Below are 22,537 nucleotides of genomic sequence, written 5' to 3'. Positions count from 1 at the left end.
TACTGCAGGGGGGACCCTGTGGGAGAGTAGGACGCCGCCGAACAAATTTTGGGAAAACCCCCGCATCGGGTCGATGCGGGGGTTTTCTGCGTTTACGGTGGCCCCATGACAGTTCTCACCAGGAATGACTACGCCGTCCGCGCCATACGTCCCGACGAATGGGAGCGGGTGAAGGAGCTGCGACTGGACGCCCTCCAGGACCCGATCGCGCACCTGGCCTTTCTGGAGACCTACGAGAACGCCGCCGCTCAGCCGGACTCCTTCTGGAAGGAACGGGCCGTCGGCTCCGGTGTCGGGTCCACGACGGCTCGGCAGTTCGTCGCCGAGGCACCGGACGGGACGTGGGCCGGCTCGGTCACCCTGCTCATCGAGGAGGGCGGCAGTGAGGACTGGGCCGGGTTCCCGGTCGAGCGGCGGCAGGGGCACATGGTCGGGGTGTTCCTACGGCCCGAGCACCGGGGCAACGGGCTGATCGAGGCACTCTTCGAGGCCGGTGTGGCCTGGGCGTGGGAGCGCGAGGCCGAGCGGGTGCGGTTGTTCGTCCACCGGGAGAACACGCGGGCCCAGGCGGCGTACCGCAGGCTGGGCTTCGAGCCGAGTGGCCGAGTCGTCGCGTTCTCCAAGAACGAGACGGAGACCGAGTTGGAGTTCGTGCTGGAGCCGCGGTCCTAGACGGGGAGTTCCTGGTGCGGCCAGCGGGAGCGGGCCTGCTCGCGGGAGCGGAGCAGGGCCAGCGTCGGCAGGCCCTGGTCCGCTCCGGTGGCCAGCAGGGCCGGCAGCTCCGGGAACGGGGCCACGGCCGCGATGTCGTCGAGGACCAGGGTGAGTGGTGGGTCGAGCCGACCGGAGGATGACCGTTCGGCCATGCGCCGGCCGCGCTCGACCACGCTGGAGACGAGGGCCGTCAGGAGCGGCATCGCGCCCGGGTTGCTCCTCGGGTCCTCGATGGATTCACCGACCACATAAAGCGTGCCCGTTTCATGGACAAAGGAATCCAAGGCCAGGGCATCAGTTCGGTTCGGAGTGCAGGCCTCGCGGACGTTGACCGTGGAGAGGGTCGCGAGGGCCCTTCCGGTCAGCTCCTGGGCGATGTCACGGCGTTCGGGATGCGCCGTGAGGGCGGCCTCCAGCTCGCCCGCGGCGCCGGGAGCGGCCTTCGGGTGGGTCCGGAGGGTGCGGACGGCCTCGTGGACCTGGATGCCCTGCGACCAGCGGTGGACGTGGCGGACGGTGCGGTTCTCCAGCGCGGCGGCGTGCAGATAGCTGCGCAGGAGGGTGGTCGCCGTGTCCGCCACCGCCTGGTCGATCTTTGCGGTGGGCCGGACGGGGGCCAGCAGGGCGGTCGCCCGGTGCAGGGCCGTCCGTCTGTCCTCGCAGCCCGCGGTGGGGGACCAGTGCAGGCGGCCCGGGGTGTCGCACAGGTGCGTCGGGTCGTAGAGGAGGACGGGGCCCAGCTTGGCCTGCGCGTCCTTCGTCTCCGACCAGAGGGCGGGGTTCGAGGTGACGACCAGCGTGGGGCCGGGGGCGTCCTGGACGGCCCGGGCCGCGGTGACGTGGCGGCTCTCCCTGGGCGCGATGACGAGCCGCTCCCAGCCGCCCACCGGGTCGCCGGCGGGCGGGAGCGGGCCCGCGGCCTGCGGTACGGCTTCGCTGCGGGGCTCCGGGATCTCGTACTGCGGAGGCCGAGGGGCGGGGGCCGGTGCCGGCGGTGGTGCCGGCACCGGTGCTGGTGCCGGGGCCGGTGCGGCCGGCTTCATCAGGGGGACCGTCTCGGCCGTACCCACCGGGTCGGTGGCTGCCCGCACCGCCTCCGCGTCCCCGGCCGTGCCCCGCCGTGTCTTCCCCGCCCGCCAGCGCGCCACCGCGCCCAGCACGAACACGGTCAGGACGATGAGGATCATCAGCTGGCCGATGAACAGGCCCCAGAACAGGCCCCAGCCGGACAGCTGGGCCGGTGGGGTGTCGGGCCAGGCGCCGGTGAGGTCGTGCGGTCGGCCGATGAGGTGGCGCATGGCCAGCGGGGTGCGGGTGAAGGTGACACCGGCGGGCCAGGCACCCTGAGCGAGCCGGGCGGCCAGGCCCGTGGCCGTCCACACCAGCACGGTCATGCCGAGGAGGAACACGAGCATGCCGATCAGCAGGCCGTCGGGAATGCCGCCCTGGCCCTCCCGGCGGTCGTCGCGGCGGTCGTCCGGTCTCACCCTGCGCTCCCCTGCTATGCCACCGTCGACTCGGAGTCGCCCAGGTGCTGCTCCACGAAGGCCGCGGCCCGCTGCTCGGCCTCCAGCTCGGCCGCGTGCAGGGCGTCGGCGGCCCTGAGGTCGCTGGAGGACTCGGTCATCGCGCGGTCGGTGAAGACCAGGGGCCGTTCCGTCTCCGTGATCAGGTGCTTGACCACCTGCACGTTGCCGTTGACGTCCCAGACCGCGATGCCGGGAGTGAGCGTCGGGATGATCTCCACCGCCCAGCGTGGCAGGCCGAGGACGCGGCCGGTCGCCCGTGCCTCGTCGGCTTTCTGGGCGTAGATCGTCCTGGTCGAGGCCATCTTCAGGATGGCCGCGGCCTCCTTCGCGGCGGCGCCGTCGACCACGTCGGACAGGTGGTGGACGACCGCCACGAAGGACAGACCGAGCCGGCGCCCGAACTTCAGCAGCCGCTGGAACAGCTGGGCCACGAACGGGCTGTTGATGATGTGCCAGGCCTCCTCCACCAGGAAGATGCGCTTCTTCCGGTCGGGGCGGATCCAGGTGTGCTCCAGCCACACGCCGACGATCGCCATGAGGATCGGCATGGCGATGGAGTTGCGGTCGATGTGGGAGAGGTCGAAGACGATCAGGGGCGCGTCGAGATCGATGCCGACCGTCGTCGGGCCGTCGAACATGCCCCGGAGGTCACCGTCGACCAGACGGTCCAGGACCAGGGCCACGTCGAGGCCCCAGGCCCGTACGTCGTCTATGGCGACGTTCATCGCCTCCGCCGACTCGGGTTCGGGGTGCCGTAGCTGCTCGACGATGTCGGAGAGGACCGGCTGGCGGTCGACGATGCTCTCGTTGACGTACGAGTGGGCGACCTTCAGGGCGAAGCCGGACCGTTCGTCCAGGCCGTGGCCCATCGCCACCTCGATGATGGTCCGGAGCAGGGCGAGCTGCCCGGTCGTGGTGATCGCCGGGTCCAGGGGGTTGAGCCGGATCCCGTGGTTCAGGGCGGCCGTCGGGTCGAGCCGGATCGGCGTTATCCCCAGCTCCTGCGCGATCAGGTTCCACTCGCCGACGCCGTCCTCGCCCTGCGCGTCCAGGACGACGACCTGGCGGTCCTTGAAGCGGAGCTGGCGCAGGACGTACGTCTTCTCCAGCGCCGACTTGCCGTTGCCGGACTCGCCGAGGACGAGCCAGTGCGGGGCCGGCAGCTGCTGGCCGTACAGCTGGAACGGGTCGTAGATGTAGCCCTTCCCGGAGTACACCTCGCGGCCGATGATGACGCCGGAGTCGCCGAGGCCGGGCGCGGCCGTGGGCAGGTAGACGGCCTGGGCCTGGCCCGTGGAGGTGCGCACCGGAAGCCGGGTCGTCTCCACCTTCCCGAAGAGGAAGGAGGTGAAGGCCTCGGTGAGGACGGACAGCGGATCCCGCATCGGCGAATCAGCCCCTACCTTCGGATGCCGGTGGCGAACGGAAGTGTGTTCACGAAGGCGCGGTGGTGCTCTCGGTCGCACCACTCCAGCTTGAGGTACGACTTGCCGGCGGAGGCCCTTATCGTGCGCTTGTCGCGGGCGAGGGCCTCCGGGGAACGGGAGGAGACGGTGATGTAGCCGACCAGGTTGACGCCGGCGGCGCCGCTGGCGAGGTCCTCGCCGCGCTGGTCGAGCCGGTTGTGCGCGGCGATGTCCCGGGGGTCGACGGTCCGGTTCATCTTGGCGGCACGGGACGCCTCAGCCTCGTCGTTGGTCTTCTCGGTCAGCATGCGTTCGATGGCGACCTCGGTGGGTTCGAGGTCCATGGTGACGGCGACCGTGCGGATGACGTCCGGCGTGTGGACGAGGAGGGGCGCCAGGAAGTTCACCCCCACCGGCGTCATGGGCCACTCCTTCACCCAGGCGGTGGCGTGGCACCAGGGCGCGCGGGTGCTGGACTCGCGGGTCTTGGCCTGGAGGTAGGTGGGCTCCATGGCGTCCAGCTCGGCCGGCCAGGCGTTGCGCTGGGTCATCGCCTGGATGTGGTCGATGGGGTGGTCGGGGTCGTACATGGAGTGGATGAGGGAGGCCAGCCGTCCCTGGCCGAGTGGCTGGCGTACCCGGATGTCGGCTTCCTGGAGGCGGGAGCAGATGTCGGTCAGCTCGCGGGCCATGACGACGGCGAGCCCGGCGTCCCGGTCGACCTTGCCGCCGCGGGCGCGGACGGCGCGGGCCATGGCGTGGGCCTCGGCGGCCAGTTCGCGGGTGTAGTGCATGCAGGCGACGAGGTAGGCGCGGTGCTGCTCGCTGCTGGTGGACACCATGGACTGCAGCTGGTCGTACGACTGCTGGAGCCAGTCCGGGGAGCGGTGGTCGCCGCGCAGGGTGACGTCCTTGGCGTGGGCGTCCGGGTCGGCGGGCAGGGTCCGGGCGAGCATCTGCAGCCGGGTGACGAAGCCGTCGCCGTTGGCGACGTGCTTGAGTAGCGTGCCGAAGCGGTCGACCAGGGCCTCCTGGTCCTCGGAGTCGCGCAGACCGACGCCGGGGCCCTCGATCTCGATGGCGGCGGTGACGGTCTTGCGGTCGGCGTGCAGGAGTACGGCGATCTCGTCCGGCCCGAAGGGGGCGGCGAGCCAGCTGATGCGGCCGATGCCGGGCGGCGGGCCGACCTCGATCTCGCGTCCGTCGATCCGGGTGCCCGCCTCCATGGCGGCGGAGCGGTAGACGGCCCTGCCGCCCTTGACGGTCCGCTTGTACGAGCGGTTGATCTCGAACCACTTGTAGAAGGTGCGGCGCTTGTACGGCACGTAGACCGCGGCGAGCGCGAGCATCGGGAAGCCGGTGAGCAGCACGATGCGCAGGGAGAGGACCGGGACGAGGAGGCCGCACATCATGCCGAGGAACGCGCCGGCGATGATCAGGGCGATCTCGCCGGACTCGCGGTTCCGGCCGACGATCGCGTTCGGCCGGGCGCGGCCGATGAGATACGTACGGCGGGGCGTGACCGGATGGGACAGGTGGGACTCGGTCGTCAACGCCCTTCACCTCCCGAGCGGTTGTTGCGGGTGTTGCTGGCGTGCGGGGTGTTGACCGGGCTGGACGCGCGGGGTGCGGGCGCGGCGGAGGGGACTGCTCCGCCGGTGCCCCCGGTCGGGGTACGGCTGCTGTGCGCGGCGACGCCGCCGGTGACGGGGTTGGCCGGGCGGGGGGTGCCGGCGCCGCCCTGGGCGGCGTTGCTGTCGGCGCGGGTGCTGTGGGTCTTGATGCCCTGGGCGACGAGGGTGGCGGGGGAGCTGATGACGGCGGCGGCCTTGCTCTCGGCGCCCTGCATGATGCGGTTGTTGCGGGAGCCGGCGATCTCGTCGCCGAAGCCGGGGACGAAACGGTAGATCATCGCGCTGGCGAAGATGGCGAGCAGGATGATGGCGAGGCCGGAGACGACGGCGCCGAAGGCGTCGGGGCCGTTGTCTCCGGAGAGCGCGCCGGCGAGTCCGAGGACGATGACGATGACCGGCTTGACGAGGATCACGGCGATCATGATTCCCGCCCAGCGGCGGACGTGTCCCCACAGGTTCTTGTCGACCAGGCCGGCGTAGACGACGGTGCCGAGGAGGGCGCCGACGTAGAGCAGGGCGGCGCGGATGACCAGTTCCAGCCAGAGGACGCCGGCGGCGAGGATGCTGACCAGGGAGACGACGATCAGCATGATCGGGCCGCCGCCGATGTCGTTGCCCTTCTTCAGGGCTCCGGAGAAGGTGCCGAAGAACGTGTCGGCCTGGTCGCCGGTGGCCTTCGCGAGGACGTCCGTGACGCCGTCCGCCGCGGAGACGACGGTGTACAGGATCAGCGGGGTGAACGCGGACGCGAGCACGGTCAGCCAGAGGAATCCGACGGCTTCCGAGATGGCGGTGGTCAGCGGCACGCCACGCACCGCGCGCTTGGCTACCGCGAGCAGCCACAGGAGGAGGGTGAGGATGGTGGAGGCGGCGAAGACGACGGCGTACTGCTTCAGGAAGGCCTGGTTGGTGAAGTCGACGTTGGCGGTCGCCTTCACGGCGTCACTGAGCTTGTCCACCGTCCATGCGGCGGCTTCGGCGCAGCCCTTCGCCAGTGACGACAGCGGGTCGAGGGTGGCGGTGTCCGGGGTGGTGACACCGCCGGACCCAGTGGAGGTGTTACCGCGCTCGCAATACTTCTTGGCCTCGCCCGAAATGGCGTCACAGTTGAACCGGTCCTTCGACGGCGAGGGGGACGGGCTGCCGGAAGGGGTGGGTGAGGGGTCCGCGAAGGCGCGTGTGGCCAGCAGGACGGCCGTGGTCTGTACGGCCGCCATGACTCCGGCGAGCTTGAGCGCACGCTGCGGGCTACCGGGCATACGTGAACCCTCCGTACTCTTCGATGGCCTTGCTGATCTCGTCGGAGGTGGCCGCCTTGTCGTCACCGGGTACCGGGGCGGGGCCGTTCTGCTGTGATTCGGAGTCGATCTTCCAGTCGCCGTCGGTCCACCGCAGGTCGAACGTCCATGTCTTCCAGGACGAGGTGACAGGATCGGTCGACGCGTTGCCGGCCATGCCGATGAGCCCCACGTACCAGACGGCGACCTTGGCGCTGTTGCCCGTGTACTCACGTACCGTCGTGCCGGCCGGGATCACCCGGGAGACGAAGGTGCTGCCCTTCGGCGGGTTGCCCGCCGCGTCGAGGCCCATCTTGGCGAGGAAGCCGGGCGAGTAGGCCTGGTCCATGGGGCCCTGAAGACGGGCTGCCGCCTCTCTGGTGTAGAGGAGGTCCAGGAGGGTGTGGCGGCTGTCCTTGGTGAACATGCCGGTCGAACCCAGTGCCACCGCGTAGTTGGATGCCGCCGACTGCGCACCCTGTTCGGTGTGGGCGAAGCCTGTCGGTACGCCGGCGGACTTGGTCTCCACCGGGCGGGACCCGCTCGCGGATGTGGCGGAGGTCCTGGGCTTCTCCGTCTTCTCCGACGCGCCGCCCCCTCCCGACCCGTCCCCCCGATTGGCGAAGGCGATGGCGGCGATGAGGAGGACGACCACGCCCACCACCGTGACCAGGCTGCGGGAGGAGGAGCGGTGGGGGCGGCGGGGGGCGCCGCCGTAGGGGTCGGGGTCGGGGAGGCGGGTGCGGGTGTGGCCCGTCTCGGTGTAGCCCTGTTCGTCTCCGGGACTCATGCCGTGTGCGCTCCCTCACCCTCGTAGGCATACGACGGTAGCCGTGCTGGCTCCCGCACGGGCGCGGTGTGGTGAGTCGACATCAGGGAAACGCAACCTCAGGTGGAGGGGGCTGGGGCTAGACCGCCATGCCGTACACGATGGTGAACAGTGTGCCGAGGGAGCCGATGATGAACACCCCGGTGAGACCGGCGATGATGAGGCCCTTGCCCTGTTCCGCGCTGAAGGTGTCCCGGAGGGCCGTGGCGCCGATGCGCTGCTTGGCCGCGCCCCATACCGCGATGCCGAGGCAGAGGAGGATGGCCACGGCCATGACCACCTCGATCATCACCTTGGCCTCGTTGCCCAGGCTGCCGAAGGGGCCCCAGTCCGGAGCGATTCCGCCGATGATGGTGTTGATGTCTCCCTTGTCGGCCGCAAAGAGCATGTAAGTCACCGCCCCTGGTGGGTAGTTCCGCGAGTGCCCCTGCGGTGTGCAGAGGTCAGGCCTCATTGTCGCCGACAACGTCGCCAACGTATGTCGACTTGACGTCATTGACTGGCGGGTTTCGTACGAATGGCGCGTACGGTCACTCTGTGTATCACGGCAGGTCACGCCGGGCAACGAGGTCGGAGCGGAACCTGGTGTGTGGTTCGGTCGTTGAGCCCCTTTACGGCCTGGCGTGGATGATGGCGGCCGGTCGGGTGAAGTCTCGCGTCGATGTTCTCACGCGGGGTGCGGAAACGGGCCGCGCGGCAGGGGCGCTGACGGGTCGACAGGTGTTCGGCGGCGGGGCTCAGCGGGGGCGCAGGCCGTGCAGGAGCAGGTGGACGTGGTCGTCCAGGCCGGCCAGGGCCTCCTGTGCGTCCAGTGCGCAGCCGGCGATCAGGGCGGCCAGGCCGTGCAGGCTCGCGGCGGCGACAAGGGTGATGCGTTCGGGGTCGCCGCGGACGATCTCGCCCCGGTCCTGGGCGTCCGCGACCAGCCGGGTGAAGGAGCCGAGGGAGCGGTCGACGGCCGCCGTGAGCTGGGTGGTCCGGTCGGGCTCGTGCTTGCGCGCGAACATCAGTTCCAGGAGGGCGGGGTTCTCGACGGCGAAGCCCAGGTAGGCGCGGGCGAGGGCCGTCATCCGCTGTTCCAGGGGGCGGTCCGGGTGGGCGTCGGCGGTGGCGAGGGCCTGGTTGAGGCGTTCGTACCCGTCCAGTGCGAGGGCGTCGAGCAGGGCTTGCTTGTCCTTGAAGTGCCGGCCCGGGGCCGCGTGGCTGACGCCGGTGTCCCGGGCCAGTTCGCGCAGCGAGAGCGCGCCGACCCCCTTCTCCCGCAGGGTGCGCTCGGCGCTCCTGAGCAGGGCGGCGCGCAGGTCTCCGTGGTGGTAGGGGCGGCTGGCGGGCGACGGGGACATGCGCATCATCGTAACGCGATGTTGACGCCGTCAGCTTTGTTGTCATTGACAGCATTGTTGGCGCTGTCTACTTTGGAGGCATGGCTGATACGAGCGTGACGCGCGGCAAGTGGAACGCGACCCACCTTCCCGACCTGACCGGCCGTACGGCCGTGGTCACCGGCGCCAACAGCGGCATCGGCTTCGCCGCGGCCCGGGCGCTGGCCGGAGCGGGGGCCCACGTGGTGTTCGCGGTACGGGACCTCGCCCGGGGCGGTGCCGCCGCGGCGCGGGTGAGCGGCAGCACCGAGGTGCGCCGGCTGGACCTGGCCGACCTCGACTCGGTGCGGGAGTTCGCCGCCGGCTGGGACCGCCCGCTGGACCTGCTGGTCAACAACGCGGGCGTGATGATGCTGCCGGAGCAGCGCACCAGACAGGGCTTCGAGATGCAGTTCGGCACCAACCACCTGGGGCACTTCGCGCTGACCAACCTGCTGCTGCCCCGGGTGACCGACCGGGTGGTGACGGTGGCGTCCGGCGCGCACCGCTGGGGCGACAAGGTGATCCACTTCGAGGACGTCAACCTGCGCGGGAACTACCACCCCACCCGCGCCTACGCCCAGTCCAAGCTGGCCAACCTCCTCTTCACCCTGGAACTCCAGCGGCGGCTGACCGAGGCCGGCTCCGCCGTGCGGGCCCTCGCGGCCCATCCCGGCTGGGCGGCCACCAACCTCCAGAGCCACAGCGCGAACCCCGTCGTACGGATGGCCATGCAGGCCGGCAACAGGTTCCTCGCCCAGGACGACACGGCCGGCGCCCTGCCCACCCTCTACGCGGCCACCCAGGACCTGCCCGGCGCGGCCTACGTCGGCCCCGACGGACCCGCCGAGATGCGCGGCGCCCCGGCCCTGGTCGGCCGCAGCGCGGCGGCGAGCGACCCGGCGGCGGCGCGGCGGCTGTGGACGCTGTCCGAGGAGCTGACGGGCGTGGAGTGGCCGCTGAGGGCGACGGTACGGTGACGGGCGGGGCCTGACTCGGGCGGCCCGCCACGGGGAGGCGTGGGATGACCGGTTTCGTGCCCCCGCTGTTCCGGCTGACCGGCCGTACCGCCCTGGTGACCGGCTCGGTGTGCGGGCTCGGGCTGGAGATGGCGCGCGGGCTGGCCGCGGCCGGGGCCCGCGTCGTACTGCACGGCCGTGACGCGGACACGCTGGCCGGGACGGCGGCGCGGTTGCGGGACGAGCGCGGGTACGAGGTCACGGCCGCCGCCTTCGACGTCACCGGCCGGGACGCGGCCGAGCAGGCGCTGACGGCGCCGGGCGGCGTCGACATCCTCGTCAACGACGTCGGCCACCGCGACCGGCGGGGCCTCGCCGAGGCGGCGCCGGACGAGCCGGCCGCGCTGCTCGACACCCACCTGACCTCGGCGTACACCCTGAGCCAGCTGGTGGCGCGGGGGCTGGCCGAGCGCGGAGTCGCGGGCCGGATCGTCAAGGTCTCCTCGGTGGTCGGCCGGCTCGGCCGTACCGGGAACGTCGGCTACGCCACCGCCAGGGCGGCCCTCGACGGGCTCCCGGGCACTGGCGGCGGACCCGGGGCCGAGCGGCACGACCGTCAACTCGGTCGCGCCGGGCACCTTCGCGACCGGCGCCGACGCGGAACTCGCCGCCGCCCCGGAGTGGACGCGCTGGCTGCGCACCCGTACGGCGGTGGGCCGCTGGGGGCGGCCCGGGGAGATCGCCGGCATCGTCGTCTTCCTGGCGAGCGACGCGGCGTCCTTCATCACCGGGCAGACGATCGCGGTCGACGGCGGGATGACGACGACGTTCTGACCCCGCCCGGCTCTTTCGGCTGGTTCACAGGAAAATCTCAGGGAAGTCGCAGCAGATTTCTCACCTTCGCGGGAAAGAGTGTCCCGTGATGAAGCGCACCTCACGCCTCTCGCTCACCTCACGGCCCGCGCTGCTCGGCACCGTGGTGATGCTCGCGCTGACCTCGGCCTCCGTGGCCGCCGCCGACGACGGACGGGGGCCCCTCGGGGTCACCGCGGACGCCGCCGCGACCCGGCAGAGCGTGCGGGTGGGCGCGCTGTTCGGCGCGGACGGGGCGGACCGGCCGGCCGGGGGGCACTTCTGTACGGCCTCGGTGGTGCACAGCCCGCGCGGCGATCTGATCGTCACCGCGGCGCACTGCGTGTCCGGCGCCGACGACGACGGACTGGTGTTCGTGCCGGGCTACCGGGACGGGCGGGCGCCCTACGGGGTGTGGAAGGTGACGAGGCGCTTCCTGCCCGACGGGTGGGCCAGGGGGCAGGACGAGGACAGCGATGTCGCCTTCGCCGCCGTCGCCGAGTCGGGCGGCAGGCGGCTGGAGGACGTGGTCGGGGCCGGCCGGTTCGCGACCGGGGTGGCCACCGGCGCCACCGCGGTCACCGTCACCGGCTACCCCGACTCCCGCGAGACCCCCATCACCTGCACCAACAGGCCGACACCGCACAGCCGCACCCAACAGCGCATCGACTGTCCGGAGTTCACCGGCGGCACCAGCGGCAGCCCCTGGGTCAACGGCGACGGCCAGGTCGTCGGCATCCTGGGCGGCCACGAGCAGGGCGGCACCACGGCCGACACCTCCTACAGCGTGGTCCTGGGGGACGAGGCGGCGGAACTGTACCGGGACGCGACGACGGCCGGTCGCTGAGGGCGCGTCACCCGTACGGCCGTGGCTGTGAAATGCCGCCACTTCGCGCACAAAGAGCCTTGAAAGGCGCCCGCATGGGGGAAAGTTGAACCGTGCGGAAGGTATGGGTGATCGGTGGGGCGGCCGTCGCGCTCGGCATGGGGTTCGTCATGCTGCTCGTCGTCGGCGTGTATCTCGTGGCGGGGAACCTGCTGGGCGGGGTGACCGCGGGGAGCCGGGGGCTGGCGAAGGGGGCCGTGCCGGCCGCCTACAAGTCGCTGGTGCAGAAGTGGGGGAACCTGTGTCCCGCGCTCAGCCCCGCGCTGCTCGCCGCCCAGCTGTACCAGGAGAGCGGGTGGAACCCGACCGTCGTCAGCCCGGCCGACGCGCGCGGTATCGCGCAGTTCATCCCGAGCACGTGGGCGACGCACGGGATCGACGGCGACGGTGACGGCAAGCGGGACATCTGGGACCCGGACGACGCGATTCCGTCGGCGGCCTCCTACGACTGCGAACTCGCCAAGTACGTCAAGGACGTTCCGGGCAACGTGTCCGACAACATGCTCGCCGCCTACAACGCGGGCGCCTACCGGGTCATCCGGGCGGGCGGGGTGCCGGGCATCAGCGAGACGCGGAACTACGTCCAGCGGATCCGCAGCCTGGAGAAGAGCTTCGCCGCGCCGGTCACCCGGATCGACCCCACCCGGCAGGCCGCCGGTGCCATCGCCTTCGCGCAGAGCCGGCTCGGCACGCCCTATCTGTGGGGCGGGGACGGCACCGCCGAGCAGGGCGGGCGGTTCGACTGCTCGGGCCTGACCAAGGCCGCGTACGAGAAGGTCGGGATCACCCTGCCGCGTGTGGCCAACGACCAGTACAACGCCGGGCCGCACCCCGCGCGGGACCAGCTGCTCCCGGGCGACCTGGTGTTCTTCTCCGACGACCTCACCGACTCGCGGGCCATCCGGCACGTGGGCATCTACGTCGGCGGCGGATACATGATCGACGCCCCGCGCACGGGTGCCGTGATCCGGTTCGACCCGATCGACACCCCCGACTACTTCGGCGCGACCCGGGTCACCGAAGATGGCGCAAAAGCGCTCCCCACGGCGGTGTGAACCGAGCGTGAACCCACCCCCTGAGCTGCGGTGATGAGTCTCTCTTCGATAACGTCTGCGTGATCATTCCGTGGAGAGTGGAACGTATAGACGGGGGCCGTGCGTTCCTGTTGACGTAGCCGAGCGGACGTCAGTGCGGGCAGGACGGCAGTACAGCGGAAGCGGATCTACGCGACACGGGGGCAGGAGCGGCGCACACGAGGTGCGTCCGGTAGACGACGAAGGGGCCGCAGCACCATGGCTGTACTCGCCGATTCCGGATCGAACCCCGACGTCGACCTGCTCTACGACATCAACGGCCTGGCCAAGGACGCACCGCACTGGTTCGACCGCGTCATGGAGTTCGTCGGCGAGTACGGCCTGCTGCTCGCCATGGTGCTGCTCGTCCTGTGGTGCTGGTGGTCCGTGCGGCGCCGGGGCGGGGAGGACGCGGCGTCCTCGATGGCCGCGCTGGTGTGGGCGCCGCTCGCGGCCGGCCTCGCCGTCCTCGTGAACGTCCCGATACGGGGTTTCGTGGAGCGGCCCCGCCCGTTCGTGGACCACCAGGGCCTGGACGTCCTGGTCTCCGGCAAGACCGACTTCTCCTTCGTCAGCGACCACGCGACGATCACGATGGCGCTCGGCGTGGGGCTCTTCGTCGCCCACCGCCGCTTCGGTCTCGCCGGTATCGGTCTGGCCCTGCTGGAGGGCTTCTGCCGGGTCTACATGGGCGTGCACTATCCGACGGACGTCGTCGGCGGCTTCGCGCTCGGCACCGCGGTCGTCCTGCTGCTGTGCCCGCCGGCCACGGCCCTGCTCACCCCGCTGGTCCGGGCCGTGGAGCGCTCGCCGCGGCTGGGCCGGCTCGTGCGGCGCCGCCCGGCGGCGGGGAACGGCGGCGGCGACACCCTGCTGCCCAGCGCCCGGAAGCCGGTGGAGACCGAGGAGCGGGACCTGGCGGCCTAGGGCCCCTCTTCCGGGGATTGCCGGGGTCGCGGGGTCCGGCACGCACGTCTGCGGCCCTGTCGTCGGTCGTCGACTCCCCCACGCGCTCGACGTCGCTCGCGCGGGGGACCCCCATCGTCGACGCCCTCCTCCGCCGTGCGGCTGCACGCGCCGGACCCCGCTCAGCCCGGCCGACAGGCACCGTCGCCCGGAGCGGCCTGATCCGGAAGGAAGACCCGGGCCGGGACACAACCCGGGGGCGCCGTGCGGCGGCGGCGTCCGCTCGCCGCGTTCACCGCCCGGCACGAGGCCGACCCGGAGGGGCGTCCGCTGGACCGGGCGAAGGAGGAGCACCTGCTCCAGCCGCTGGTGCAGGAGGTGGTGCGACGGGCGGTCGCCGGGGGCCCGCACTTCGGCGGGGGGTTCCCGACCACCGACCCCGTCGCCTACTTCGCCGGGGAGCACGCCGCGGCCCGCGAGCGGGCACTGCGCACCGCCGTCCCCTCGTACGCCCTGCTCACGCTGGACGGGCGGTGGCGGGACCGGCGAGGGCTGTTGGGAGTGGGCCGACGACCATCTGGAGCACCTCGATCCGGAGGCCGTGGTGGTCGGGGTGATCTGCCACTGCTGAGCACGCCCGCGACGGGCCCGGCCTGCCGGTGAGGTCCGGTCCGTCCTGGGGGCTCCGTCCGCCTGCCGGGTCCGTCCCGCCGGTGGGGCCAGGCCCTCCAGGGAAGGCCCGGCCCGCCTCTGGGAAGGCCCGGCCCGTCCGCTACAGGCCCTGCGCGTACGAGAAGAAGCGCTGGGGGTCGTAGGTCTTCTTCACCTTGGCGAGCCGGGTCGCCGCGTCCCCGTAGTAGGCCTTCTTCCAGTCCTTCAGGGTCGGGTCGGTGTAGTTCTGGTAGGCGGCGCCGGAGGCGTACGGCTTCATCGCGGTGTGGGCCGAGGTCAGCCAGGACTGGGCCGTGGAGCCGGAGGACCCCGCGCCCCAGGAGGCTATGTACTGGGCCAGCATCCGCGAGCGGCGGTGGACGAAGGCCGTCGCGGTCGGGGAGACCCGGTTGACGGCGCCGCCGAGCGCGGTGAACGCGATGCTGCCCCCGCCGCCCCGCACCGAGGCGATCTGCTTCAGCACGGTCTGTATGCCGGCCGCCGGCAGCGAGCGGTCGAAGAAGTCGGAGCGGGCCGTGTACGTCTCCCGGCCGAGCTTGCCCTGCGGGGAGCGGCCCGGGGTGGAGCCGGGCAGGTGGCACTGGGCGTCGGTGGAGAAGGAGGAGCAGCCGGCGTAGATCTCCATCGCCTCCTCGTAGCCCCGGCGGCGCAGGGTGACGGAGGCGGCGTTCGCGCCGGCGAGGTGGGCCAGGCGGTCCACGGCGTTCTGCAGCTCGCCGTAGGTGCCGAGGGAGAAGCAGGATACGGAGATGGTCGGGGTGCGGCCCGGGGAGCAGGCCAGGTGCAGGGACGACCAGATCTCGTCGGGCTGGCCCGGACCCCACTCCTGCCAGGCCTTCAGCACCTTGGCGGCCTTGGACCACGGCCAGGTCAGGTACGCGGTGACGGCCTGCGGTGCCGCGTGGGTCCTGAAGTGCAGCTCGGTGACGACGCCGAAGTTCCCGTTGCCGGCGCCGCGCAGCGCCCAGAAGAGGTCGGGGTGGTGGGTGGCGTCGGCGGTGACCTGGGTGCCGTCCGCGGTGATCAGGGTGGCCTGGGTGAGGCTGTCGCAGGTCAGGCCGTAGGCGCGGGAGGCGACGCCGTGGCCGCCGCCGAGCACCAGGCCGGAGACGCCGACGGTGGGGCAGGAGCCGGCGGGGATGGTCACGCCCTTCGCGGCGAGGCCGCGATACACGTCGATCAGCTTGGCGCCGGCGCCCACGACGGCCTGGCCGCCGCTCGCCCGGACCCGGTTCAGCTTCGACACGTCGAGGATCAGCCGGTTGTCGCCGGAGGAGTAGCCGGCGTAGGAGTGACCGCCGTTGCGTATGGAGACCTTGATCCGGTGCGCCCGGGCGTACGCCAGCGTCGTACGGATGTCGTCGGCGTGCGCCGCGTAGGCCACCGCGGCCGGTTTCAGCCCGTCGAAGCGGGTGTTGTACAGCTGGTGGGCGGTCTTCCAGGAGGCGTCACCGGGCCGCACCAGGGTGCCGTCCAGGTCCCGGGCGAGGGCCGCCCAGTTCGCGGCGGCGCTCGCGCTGGTGGTCCTCAGGGCCGTGAGCGAGGAGGAGCGCGCCGGCGTACCGCCGTGCGCCGACGCGGGGGCCGACGTGCCTCCGCCCGCACCGCACGCGGTCAGTGCGGTCGTCGCCAGGGCGGCCGCGCCACCCGAGATGAACGTACGCCGTTCCATGTCCGTCGCCTTTCCTCGGCTCTCCTGGAACGAGACGACGTGCCGCGGCGCCGGGTTCCCCCGGACGGGTGAAGAACATCGGAGACACGCCAGGGCAACCCGGTGGTCGGAACCTCCACGTGCTCTCCCCGTGAGCATTCCGTGACCTCACCGGGCTGACGGCAGGGGTTCACTCCCCGTTCACTTCCGGCCATCGGCGGCTTCACCTGTTCTGCCTAATTTCGGCCGTACCGGGTGCCGGGTGCGGCCAGGAACGGCGCACACGGACCTCTATGACCTCGCGCGCCGCCGACAGCGGCGGCTCCTGGAAGGACCCCCGAAAGTGAAGCTTCAGCGCAAGAACCGGCTGCGCGCCCTCTCCCTCGGTGCTGTCGCCGTATCCGGCGCCCTGGCCCTGACGGCGTGCGGCTCCGACGACAACGGCGGCAAGGACTCGGGCAACCCGTCGACGTCCGCCAACGCCGGCTCGATCAAGTGCGACGACGCCAAGGGACAGCTGCTCGCAGACGGCTCCTCCGCGCAGAAGAACGCGATCGACGCCTGGGTCAAGGCCTTCTCCCAGGCCTGCGGCGTGCAGATCAACTACAAGGGCGGCGGCTCCGGCGCCGGTGTCACCGCGTTCACGCAGGGCCAGGTCGCCTTCGCCGGTTCCGACTCCGCGCTGAAGCCCGAAGAGGTCACCGCCTCCAAGAGCGTCTGCAAGGGCGGTCAGGGCATCGACCTGCCGATGGTCGGCGGCCCGATCGCCGTCGGCTACAACGTCCCGGGTGTGGACAACCTGGTCCTGGACGCCCCGACGCTCGCCAAGATCTTCGACAGCAAGATCACCAAGTGGAACGACCCGGCGATCGCCGCGCTGAACAAGGGCGCCAAGCTGCCCGACCTGAAGATCCAGGCGTTCCACCGCTCGGACGAGTCCGGCACCACGGACAACTTCACCAAGTACCTGATCGCCACCACCCCGGACAACTGGAAGTACTCCGGCGGCAAGGCCTGGCAGGCCAAGGGCGGCCAGTCCGCCCCGCAGTCCGCGGGTGTGGCCCAGCAGGTCAAGCAGACCTCCGGCGCCATCGGCTACTTCGAGCTGTCCTACGTCAAGGACGGCATCAAGGCCGTCTCCATCGACACCGGTGCCGGCAAGCCGGTCGCGCCCAGCTCCGAGAGCGCCACCGCCGACATCGCCGCCGCGAAGGTCGTCGGCACCGGCAAGGACCTGTCCCTCCAGCTGGACTACAAGACCAAGGCCGAGGGCGCCTACCCGATCACCCTGGTCACCTACGAGATCGTCTGCGACAAGGGCAACAAGTCCGACACCCTGCCCGCCACCAAGGCCTTCCTGCGTTACATCGCCGGTGAGGACGGCCAGAAGGTCCTCCCGGGCATCGGCTACGCGCCGGTGCCCGACGAGATCATCGCCAAGGTCCGCACCACCATCGAGGGCCTGAGCTGACCTGATCCGAGAGTGCGGCCCGGTACCCGACAGGGCCGGGCCGCACCGTCCGGTGCACCGCCGCCATGAGCCGGATCCCCGACCGGGGGCACGGCTTAGCAGACCGGAGAACCGATGGACACATCGACGACAACCGACGTACCTCCCCCCGCCTCCCCCTCCAAGGTCGCCGAGCAGACGCGCGCGACCCGTGGCGCCACCCGCCCCGGTGACCGCATCTTCCTGGGGCTGTCCCGTGGCTCCGGCATCCTGCTGCTGGCGATCATGGCCGCGATCGCGGTCTTCCTCGCCTACCGCGCCGCCCTCGCGATCAGCAAGGACCACGCGAACTTCCTGACCACCTTCGAGTGGAACACCAACGTCCTCGAACCGAAGTTCGGCATCGCGGTCCTGGTCTTCGGCACGATCGTCTCCTCGGTCATCGCCATGGTCGTCGCGGTCCCGATCGCGGTCGCCATCGCGCTGTTCATCACGCACTACGCGCCGCGCCGCATGTCCGGCCCGGTCGCCTACGTGATCGACCTGCTCGCCGCCGTACCGTCCATCGTCTACGGCCTGTGGGGCGCGCTCGTCCTCGTGCCGCACATGAACGGCCTGTTCGGCTGGCTCGACGACTTCTTCGGCTGGACCGGCGTCCTCTCCTGGGACGAGGGTGCGCCCCGCTCGATGCTCACCGTGGGCATCCTGCTCGCGATCATGATCCTGCCGATCATCACCAACGTGAGCCGCGAGGTCTTCCGCCAGGTCCCGCGGATGCACGAGGAGGCGGCCCTGGCCCTCGGCGCCACGCGCTGGGAGGTCGTCCGCATGTCCGTGCTGCCCTTCGGCCGCTCCGGTGTGATCTCCGCGTCCATGCTCGGCCTCGGCCGCGCGCTCGGCGAGACGATGGCCGTCGCCACGGTCCTCTCCCCGTCCTTCGACATCCAGGCCAGCCTGCTCAACCCGGGCGGCGGCACCTTCGCCCAGAACATCGCCAGCAAGTTCAGCGAGGCGAACGAGTTCGGCCGGGACGCGCTCATCGCCTCCGGTCTGGTCCTGTTCGTCATCACCCTGCTGGTCAACGGCGCGGCCCGGCTGATCATCGCCCGCCGCGCGGAGTACTCGGGGGCCAACGCATGAGCAACGCACTTGTCACCGACAAGCGCCCCAGCACCCTGCGGGCCGCCAGCCTGCCCAAGTGGACGCCATGGGCGATCGCCGCGGGCTCCCTCGCCCTGGGCATCGGCATCAGCGCGGCCGCCGGCCTGGGCAGCAGCATCCAGTGGGGCCTGATCGCCGCCGTCCTGTTCGTCCTCGGTACGTACGGCATCGCAGCCCGCGTCGAGGGCCGCCGCCAGGCCAGGGACCGCGTCGCCACCAGCCTCGTCTGGGTCGCCTTCCTGCTCGCCGTGATCCCGCTGGTCTCCCTGATCTGGGTGACCGTCGCGCGCGGCATGAAGGTCCTCGACGTCTACTTCCTGACCCACTCGATGGGTGTCGTCGCCGACACCGAGCCCGGCGGCGGCATCTACCACGCCATCATCGGCAGCCTGGAGCAGGTCGGCCTCGCCACCCTCATCGGCGCCCCGATCGGCGTGCTCACCGCGATCTACCTGGTCGAGTACGGCCGCGGCCGGCTCGCCAAGGCGGTGACGTTCTTCGTCGACGTCATGACCGGCATCCCGTCGATCGTCGCCGGCCTGTTCATCCTGTCGCTGATGCTCATCTTCGAGATGCAGCCCTTCGGCTTCGCCGGTTCGCTCGCCCTGGCCATCCTGATGATGCCGGTCGTCGTCCGGTCCACCGAGGAGATGCTCAAGCTCGTCCCGAACGAGCTGCGCGAGGCGTCGCTGGCGCTCGGCGTGCCGAAGTGGCGCACCATCCTGAAGGTGGTCCTGCCGACCTCCATCGGCGGAATCACCACCGGCATCATGCTCGCCGTCGCCCGTATCGCGGGTGAGACCGCGCCGGTGCTGCTGCTGGTGTTCGGCAACCCGTTCATCAACAACAACCCCTTCGAGGGGGCGCAGGCGTCGCTGCCGCTGTACATCTACCAGCAGTTCGCCAACAGCGCGGGCTCCGGTGCGGCGTACGACCGCGCGTGGGCGGCGTCCCTCACGCTGATCGCCTTCGTGATGATCCTCAACCTGGTGGCCCGCGGGATCGCCCGCTGGAAGGCCCCCAAGACCGGTCGCTGAGGCGACTACCCACGGCTCCGCCGGGCGGGGCCACACAGCGACCGAGCTTGAACTTCCTGGAAGTGAAGTAGACGACATGGCCAAGCGAATCGACGTAAGCGGACTCACCGCCTACTACGGCTCCCACAAGGCGATCGAGGACATCTCGATGACCGTCGAGCCGCGCTCGGTGACGGCGTTCATCGGGCCGTCCGGATGCGGCAAGTCGACGTTCCTGCGCACGCTGAACCGGATGCACGAGGTCACGCCCGGTGGCCGCGTCGAGGGCAAGGTGATGCTGGACGACGAGGACCTGTACGGCACCGGGGTCGACCCGGTCTCGGTCCGCCGTGAGGTGGGCATGGTCTTCCAGCGTCCGAACCCGTTCCCCACGATGTCGATCTTCGAGAACGTCGCGGCGGGCCTGCGCCTGAACGGCAGCCACCGCAAGTCGGAACTGAACGACATCGTCGAGAAGTCGCTGAAGGGCGCGAACCTCTGGAACGAGGTCAAGGACCGCCTGAACAAGCCGGGCTCCGGTCTCTCCGGCGGCCAGCAGCAGCGGCTGTGCATCGCGCGGGCGATAGCGGTCGAGCCGAAGGTCCTGCTCATGGACGAGCCGTGCTCCGCCCTGGACCCGATCTCCACGCTCGCGATCGAGGACCTGATCGGTGAACTGAAGGAACGGTTCACGATCGTCATCGTGACGCACAACATGCAGCAGGCGGCGCGCGTCTCGGACCGTACGGCGTTCTTCAACCTCGCGGCGGTCGGGCAGCCCGGCCGGCTGGTCGAGATCGACGACACCGAGCGCATCTTCTCCAACCCGTCCGTCCAGGCCACGGAGGACTACATCTCCGGGCGCTTCGGCTAGGCCGGACGGCACAGACCCCTCGCGGTGCTGCATGGCGGTGCCACCGTGAGGATGCAAAGGGCCCGCCCCTGGCTCCCGGGGGCGGGCCCACTGCGTTCGGCTTCGGCGCGGGGGCCTTCGGGGCTTCGCCCCTCGCCCCCTTTTCTTACCCACTCGCCCACCCGACTCGGCCGGCTGGAGGGCGGGCGTACGGGGTGGGTCACGGCGCGGTCGGTCGGGGGGCTCGCGGTGTGGGGGGTGGGGTTGCGCGGTTGGTCGGCTGCGCGGCTCGCTGTGCGGGGGTGGGGCCGCAAGGGCTCGCGGGGTGAGGTGGGGTCGGCGCTCGGCCGGCTGAGGGCCTGCGGTGGGGGATCGGGGGAGGCGGGTCGGCTGGCTGGGGGGCGCGGCTCGGTCGGCTGTCCGGCTTGCGGTGTGGGAGCCGGGGTGCTGGGGTCGGGTGCCCGGCTTGCGGTGGGGGAGCCGAGAAAAGCCGAGACCCCGCCGGTTGGGGGCTCGGCGGGGTCGGGGTCGGGCGGTGTGGGGGGTCAGAGGGCCACCAGTTTGACCATGCCGAAGGACAGGGCCGCCACCAGGGCCGCCGCCGGCATCGTGATGAACCAGCCCAGGACGATGTTCTTCGCCACACCCCAGCGGACCGCGTTGACGCGCTTGGTGGCGCCGACGCCCATGATGGCGGAGGTGATGACGTGGGTGGTGGAGATGGGGGCCTTGAAGAGGAAGGCCGTGGTGAACATGATCGACGCACCCGTGGTCTCCGCGGCGAAGCCCTGCGGCGGGTCCAGTTCGATGATCTTGCGGCCGAGGGTGCGCATGATGCGCCAGCCGCCCGCGTAGGTGCCGAGGGACAGCATCACGGCGCAGACGATCTTCACCCAGACCGGGATCGGGTCGCCGTACGTCTCGTGGCCGGAAATCACCAGGGCCATCACCACGACACCCATGGTCTTCTGGGCGTCCTGGAGACCGTGGCCCAGGGCCATGCCGGCCGCCGAGACGGTCTGCGCGATGCGGAAACCGCGCTTGGCCTTGTGCGGGTTGGACCGGCGGAAGAGCCACAGGATCGCCGTCATGACCAGGTAGCCGACGATCAGGCCGACGACCGGCGACAGGAACATCGGGATGACGACCTTGTCGACCACGCCGTCCCAGAGCACCTTCGTACCGCCCGCCAGCGCCGCGCCCACCATGCCGCCGAACAAGGCGTGCGAGGAGGAGGACGGCAGGCCGAAGTACCAGGTGACCAGGTTCCAGACGATCGCGCCGACCAGGGCCGCGAAGAGGATGCCCATGCCGGTCGAGCCGGACGGGGTCTCGATCAGACCCTCGCTGACCGTCTTGGCGACCCCGGAGCCCAGGAAGGCACCGGCCAGGTTCATCACCGCGGCCATGGCGAGCGCCGCCCGCGGGGTCAGCGCCCGCGTCGACACCGACGTCGCGATCGCGTTCGCCGAGTCGTGGAAGCCGTTCGTATACGTGAAGAAGAGCGCGACCGCGACGGTCGCGATCAGGGCGAAGGTGTCCATCGACGCCTCAGGACTCCTTGACGGCGATGGTCTCCACCGTGTTCGCCACGTGCTCGAAAGCGTCCGCCGCCTCTTCCAGGACGTCCACGATCTGCTTGAGCTTCAGCACCTCGATGGCGTCGTACTTGCCGTTGAAGAGGTGCGCGAGCAGCTTGCGGTGGATCTGGTCCGCCTGGTTCTCCAGACGGTTCACCTCGATCCAGTACTCGGTGAGGTTGTCCATGGTCCGGAGGTTCGGCATGGCCTCGGCCGTCAGCTCGGCCGCGCGGGCCAGGACCTCGATCTGCTGCTCGACGCCCTTCGGCAGTTCCTCGACGTTGTAGAGGACGACGAGGTCGACGGCCTCCTCCATGAAGTCCATGATGTCGTCCAGGGAACCGGCGAGGGTGTAGATGTCCTCGCGGTCGAACGGCGTGATGAACGAGGAGTTCAGCTGGTGGAAGATCGCGTGCGTGGCGTCGTCACCTGCGTGTTCCGCGGCCCGCATACGCTCTGCGATCTCGGCCCGGGCGGAGGAGTCCGCCCCGAGCAGTTCCATCAGGAGCCTGGAGCCGGTGACGATGTTGTCCGCGGACGCGGCGAACATGTCGTAGAAGCTCGTCTCCCTGGGGGTCAGACGAAAGCGCACGTGGGGTCCTCGGGGTGCTTCGGTTTCGGTCAGGCTGATGCTAGGCGCATCATCCGGCCACGGCTAATGGGCCGCATCCCAGTGTCGCCCATCGGGCACAGTGGTCGGCACGGGGGCGTACGAACGGCTCCCTACC

The 22,537-nt window shown here is 70.9% G+C and carries 21 protein-coding genes; 11 read left to right on the top strand and 10 right to left on the bottom strand.

Features of this window, described 5'->3' with window-relative positions; genetic code table 11:
- The first annotated feature begins 105 nt into the window (after window positions 1–105).
- Window positions 106–672: a GNAT family N-acetyltransferase gene (locus ACZ7N4_RS30055; RefSeq protein WP_471364136.1), complete on the top strand. Its 567-nt coding sequence runs from the start codon at window positions 106–108 to the stop codon at window positions 670–672.
- On the opposite strand, the gene ACZ7N4_RS30050 is transcribed toward ACZ7N4_RS30055, so the two are convergent.
- The 7 genes from ACZ7N4_RS30050 to ACZ7N4_RS30020 form a co-directional block, all read right to left on the bottom strand.
- The gene (locus ACZ7N4_RS30050; RefSeq protein WP_471364133.1) at window positions 669–2,201 is read right to left on the bottom strand and encodes a type IV secretory system conjugative DNA transfer family protein; all 1,533 of its coding nucleotides are present in this window, start codon (window positions 2,199–2,201) and stop codon (window positions 669–671) included. The genes ACZ7N4_RS30055 and ACZ7N4_RS30050 overlap by 4 nt on opposite strands.
- Window positions 2,202–2,215: 14 nt before the next feature.
- Complete coding sequence (locus tag ACZ7N4_RS30045; RefSeq protein ID WP_471364130.1) at window positions 2,216–3,628, bottom strand: ATP-binding protein; 1,413 nt, start codon at window positions 3,626–3,628, stop codon at window positions 2,216–2,218.
- 14 nt (window positions 3,629–3,642) lie between these two features.
- Entirely contained in the window at window positions 3,643–5,202 is a 1,560-nt protein-coding gene (locus ACZ7N4_RS30040) for an SCO6880 family protein (protein WP_471364127.1), read from the bottom strand.
- Entirely contained in the window at window positions 5,199–6,542 is a 1,344-nt protein-coding gene (locus tag ACZ7N4_RS30035) for a hypothetical protein (protein WP_471364123.1), read from the bottom strand. The genes ACZ7N4_RS30040 and ACZ7N4_RS30035 overlap by 4 nt, the downstream gene beginning before the upstream one ends.
- A complete protein-coding gene (locus ACZ7N4_RS30030; RefSeq protein ID WP_471364119.1) occupies window positions 6,532–7,350 on the bottom strand; it encodes a DUF8175 domain-containg protein in 819 nt (272 codons plus the stop codon). Before ACZ7N4_RS30030 ends, ACZ7N4_RS30035 begins: the two co-directional genes overlap by 11 nt.
- A gap of 118 nt (window positions 7,351–7,468) precedes the next feature.
- Window positions 7,469–7,777 carry a hypothetical protein gene (locus tag ACZ7N4_RS30025; protein ID WP_014673544.1) on the bottom strand — a complete coding sequence of 103 codons (309 nt, stop codon included), beginning with the start codon at window positions 7,775–7,777 and terminating at the stop codon, window positions 7,469–7,471.
- 349 nt (window positions 7,778–8,126) lie between these two features.
- The gene (locus ACZ7N4_RS30020) at window positions 8,127–8,732 is read right to left on the bottom strand and encodes a TetR/AcrR family transcriptional regulator (RefSeq protein ID WP_471364115.1); all 606 of its coding nucleotides are present in this window, start codon (window positions 8,730–8,732) and stop codon (window positions 8,127–8,129) included.
- Between the two features lie 80 nt (window positions 8,733–8,812).
- Between ACZ7N4_RS30020 and ACZ7N4_RS30015 the strand changes: the two genes are divergently transcribed.
- From ACZ7N4_RS30015 to ACZ7N4_RS29990, 6 genes are all read left to right on the top strand, one after another.
- A complete protein-coding gene (locus ACZ7N4_RS30015; RefSeq protein ID WP_471364113.1) occupies window positions 8,813–9,730 on the top strand; it encodes an oxidoreductase in 918 nt (305 codons plus the stop codon).
- Window positions 9,731–9,774: 44 nt separating this feature from the next.
- Entirely contained in the window at window positions 9,775–10,632 is an 858-nt protein-coding gene (locus ACZ7N4_RS30010; RefSeq protein ID WP_471364110.1) for an SDR family NAD(P)-dependent oxidoreductase, read from the top strand.
- On the top strand, window positions 10,632–11,408 hold the full coding sequence (locus ACZ7N4_RS30005; protein ID WP_471364107.1) for a trypsin-like serine peptidase: 777 nt from the start codon (window positions 10,632–10,634) through the stop codon (window positions 11,406–11,408). Before ACZ7N4_RS30010 ends, ACZ7N4_RS30005 begins: the two co-directional genes overlap by 1 nt.
- Window positions 11,409–11,500: 92 nt before the next feature.
- Complete coding sequence (locus ACZ7N4_RS30000; RefSeq protein ID WP_471364104.1) at window positions 11,501–12,502, top strand: C40 family peptidase; 1,002 nt, start codon at window positions 11,501–11,503, stop codon at window positions 12,500–12,502.
- A gap of 237 nt (window positions 12,503–12,739) precedes the next feature.
- Window positions 12,740–13,447, top strand: a complete 708-nt coding sequence (locus tag ACZ7N4_RS29995; RefSeq protein WP_471364100.1) for a phosphatase PAP2 family protein — start codon at window positions 12,740–12,742, stop codon at window positions 13,445–13,447.
- 243 nt (window positions 13,448–13,690) lie between these two features.
- Window positions 13,691–14,089 (top strand): hypothetical protein, encoded by a 399-nt coding sequence (locus tag ACZ7N4_RS29990; RefSeq protein ID WP_471364097.1) that lies wholly within the window; start codon window positions 13,691–13,693, stop codon window positions 14,087–14,089.
- A gap of 109 nt (window positions 14,090–14,198) precedes the next feature.
- On the opposite strand, the gene ACZ7N4_RS29985 is transcribed toward ACZ7N4_RS29990, so the two are convergent.
- Complete coding sequence (locus ACZ7N4_RS29985) at window positions 14,199–15,770, bottom strand: FAD-binding oxidoreductase (protein WP_471364094.1); 1,572 nt, start codon at window positions 15,768–15,770, stop codon at window positions 14,199–14,201.
- Window positions 15,771–16,092: 322 nt separating this feature from the next.
- Here ACZ7N4_RS29985 and pstS point away from each other — a divergent pair, with 322 nt between their 5' ends.
- From pstS to pstB, 4 genes are all read left to right on the top strand, one after another.
- The gene (gene pstS / locus ACZ7N4_RS29980) at window positions 16,093–17,220 is read left to right on the top strand and encodes a phosphate ABC transporter substrate-binding protein PstS (RefSeq protein ID WP_471364091.1); all 1,128 of its coding nucleotides are present in this window, start codon (window positions 16,093–16,095) and stop codon (window positions 17,218–17,220) included.
- 114 nt (window positions 17,221–17,334) lie between these two features.
- Window positions 17,335–18,339 carry a phosphate ABC transporter permease subunit PstC gene (pstC, locus tag ACZ7N4_RS29975; protein ID WP_471364086.1) on the top strand — a complete coding sequence of 335 codons (1,005 nt, stop codon included), beginning with the start codon at window positions 17,335–17,337 and terminating at the stop codon, window positions 18,337–18,339.
- Window positions 18,336–19,397 carry a phosphate ABC transporter permease PstA gene (pstA, locus tag ACZ7N4_RS29970; protein ID WP_471364083.1) on the top strand — a complete coding sequence of 354 codons (1,062 nt, stop codon included), beginning with the start codon at window positions 18,336–18,338 and terminating at the stop codon, window positions 19,395–19,397. The genes pstC and pstA overlap by 4 nt, the downstream gene beginning before the upstream one ends.
- A 76-nt stretch (window positions 19,398–19,473) precedes the next feature.
- A complete protein-coding gene (gene pstB, locus ACZ7N4_RS29965) occupies window positions 19,474–20,250 on the top strand; it encodes a phosphate ABC transporter ATP-binding protein PstB (RefSeq protein WP_471364080.1) in 777 nt (258 codons plus the stop codon).
- Window positions 20,251–20,774: 524 nt separating this feature from the next.
- Here the strand turns inward: pstB and ACZ7N4_RS29960 are convergent.
- Window positions 20,775–21,773, bottom strand: a complete 999-nt coding sequence (locus tag ACZ7N4_RS29960; RefSeq protein WP_471364077.1) for an inorganic phosphate transporter — start codon at window positions 21,771–21,773, stop codon at window positions 20,775–20,777.
- Window positions 21,774–21,780: 7 nt separating this feature from the next.
- On the bottom strand, window positions 21,781–22,401 hold the full coding sequence (locus ACZ7N4_RS29955; RefSeq protein ID WP_471364074.1) for a DUF47 domain-containing protein: 621 nt from the start codon (window positions 22,399–22,401) through the stop codon (window positions 21,781–21,783).
- Between the last annotated feature and the right edge of the window lie 136 nt (window positions 22,402–22,537).

It is taken from the genome of Streptomyces sp. NPDC107654, from assembly GCF_055639035.1.
This window is presented reverse-complemented; position numbering and strand designations above follow the sequence as displayed.